The sequence below is a fragment of the Burkholderia sp. E168m23 genome (assembly GCF_016586125.1).
Lineage (GTDB): Bacteria > Pseudomonadota > Gammaproteobacteria > Burkholderiales > Burkholderiaceae > Burkholderia > Burkholderia orbicola.
The window spans coordinates 1-2086 of record NZ_BCPP01001122.1 but is presented as its reverse complement, the minus strand read 5'-3'; the positions used below and the strand labels follow the sequence as shown (position 1 = coordinate 2086).

General features: G+C 67.3%; 3 protein-coding genes and 1 pseudogene. 1 reads left to right on the top strand and 3 read right to left on the bottom strand.

Annotated features, from left to right (window positions below):
- Positions 1–474 (top strand): annotated as a pseudogene (locus tag JMF90_RS34775) (hypothetical protein); the annotation flags it as partial.
- A gap of 265 nt (positions 475–739) precedes the next feature.
- On the opposite strand, the gene JMF90_RS34770 reads toward JMF90_RS34775, so the two are convergent.
- From JMF90_RS34770 to JMF90_RS34760, 3 genes are all read right to left on the bottom strand, one after another.
- A complete protein-coding gene (locus tag JMF90_RS34770; protein ID WP_062884220.1) occupies positions 740–1108 on the bottom strand; it encodes a hypothetical protein in 369 nt (122 codons plus the stop codon).
- A 187-nt stretch (positions 1109–1295) separates the two neighbouring features.
- Positions 1296–1550: a hypothetical protein gene (locus JMF90_RS34765; RefSeq protein ID WP_201316665.1), complete on the bottom strand. Its 255-nt coding sequence runs from the start codon at positions 1548–1550 to the stop codon at positions 1296–1298.
- A gap of 53 nt (positions 1551–1603) precedes the next feature.
- Entirely contained in the window at positions 1604–1906 is a 303-nt protein-coding gene (locus tag JMF90_RS34760; RefSeq protein WP_006477218.1) for a hypothetical protein, read from the bottom strand.
- Positions 1907–2086: the final 180 nt, after the last annotated feature.

Sequence of the window (2086 nt, the reverse complement as noted above, 5' to 3'; positions counted from 1 at the left end):
TCGCGCAACGCATCGACGCTTCATGCGTTGCTTTGTCGTATAACTTCGTATAATGTATGCTATACGAAGTTATTACGCAACCTGCGGCCGGACGCACGCAAGTCGATCCACGAAGCGGTCGTGTGCGAGACGGACGCGGAGCGCGCGTTCGCCGATGCGCTCGAAGCGCACGACGGCGTGAAGCTGTACGCGAAGCTGCCGGCGTGGTTCCGTGTGCAGACGCCGCTCGGCAGCTATCACCCCGACTGGGCCGTGCTCGCGGAACAGGACGGCGGCGAGCGGCTGTACTTCGTCGTCGATACGCCGAATGCCGACGGCCACGTGCCGAGCGAGCACGAGCGCGCGAAGCTCGCGTGCGGCGAAGCGCATTTCCGCGCGCTGGTCGACGGCGACGGCGCGGCGCGCTTCGTGCGGGTCACGCAGGCCGATGCGTTGTTCGAACCTGCGGCGCCGACGGCGGGCGCGGGGCGGTGAGACGAAGGGCGGCGACGAGCCGCCCTTTTTTATCGGCGTGGCCGGGCCTTTACCGATCGTGCCGAGTGCCCGCGGCGCCTGTTGCTCCGGCCGGTTTTCATCCTGTCATTCGCATGAAAGCCATCCGTATTCTCGCGGGCGGGCGACGCAGTTACGGCTGGTTGCAAATCGGGTCGGCATGATGTTTCCGGTCGGCAGCCTCGTTGCGTTTTCACCATGAAAAAAGGGCGCCGAAGCGCCCTTCTCCTGCATTCGCCGGCCGTGCTTACAGCGTGCGGCCAAATGCATTCCGATGCGAATGATGCGTGGACGTCGACGCATGCGCGGTATGGCCATGCGCGTGCGAGTGACCGCGGCCCGGCTGCGTGCCGGCGCGGTCGGCGATCGTGTCGGAACGGTCGGCCGCGCGCGCGAGGCCCTTGTCGCGGTCGCCCGCGTGCATGCCGTTCGAGTTGCTCAGCGCCTGGCCGCTCATGTGACCGCCGGACATCCCGCCCGCGTTGCCGCCCGAGCCGCCAGCGCCATGACCGCCACCGTTGCCCCCGCCATTGCCGCCGGCCGCCGCATGGGCGGACACCGAGCCGAGCGCGAGCAGCGCGGCCGTCAGGACGGACAGATATCGTTGCTGTTTCATCTTGTGCTCCCTGGAGCGCGTTTGTGTGACTGCATTTTATGAACGCGCACAATTCGCGCCGCACGACGTTGTAAATGATCGTAACGACGCGTGCGGCACGCATTCGTCGGATCAATTCGGGACATACATGCACGCGGGAACGGAGCACCGGAGCGACGCGACGGCATCGCCCCGGTGACGAGGTCGCTTACTGCGCCGGCTGCATGCCCTGCGCGGCGGCCCTGTGCTGCGCGGCCTGCTCTTGCGCCTGCTTCTTCGCCATGTGATGGCCGACGATACAGCCGCCGACCGCGCCGACCACCGCGTGGTGCCCCGCGTAGTGGCCGGCCACACCGCCGACCACCGCGCCCTTCATGCAGCCCGCCGCGTGCGCGCTGCCGATCGTTGCGAGCGCAACGACTGCGGCGGCTGCATACCGTCCGATGTGCCGGATGGGATTCATGTGATCACTCTCCTCAGGCCGTCGTGATCAGTGCGCTCGTGAGCCGGTCGCGCTCAGTCCCAACGGCCGCGCCAGCCGCCACCGTCACGCCACGCGCGCTCGCGCCACTCGTGCTCGCGCCATTCACGGCGGCGCCACTCGTGTTCACGCCACTGCCGCGCACGCCAGTCGTCGTCCCGGTAGCCGACCGGCGCGTACATCACCGGCGGAGGCGGCGCCACGTAGACGGGCGCCGGCGCCGTGTAGACGCCCGGCACGCCGATGCCGACCGACAGGTCGACGTGGGCCGACGCGACGCCCGAGGCTGCCAGCGCCGCTACACCGAGAACTGCACCGAGAATAAGTTTCTTGCTCATTTCGCGACTCCCTGCACGTGTCGTGCGTCATGTGACTACGGTTCGGAGTCTAGGCACCGGACGCTGACACAGGTGAAACGGGTATGCGAGACAGGTAACGGACGTTTACGGGTGCCCGCAAAGCCTGATGGAGCAACGAAGAGGCGGCATTCCACACACCGTTGCAGCGATGCATCGGGT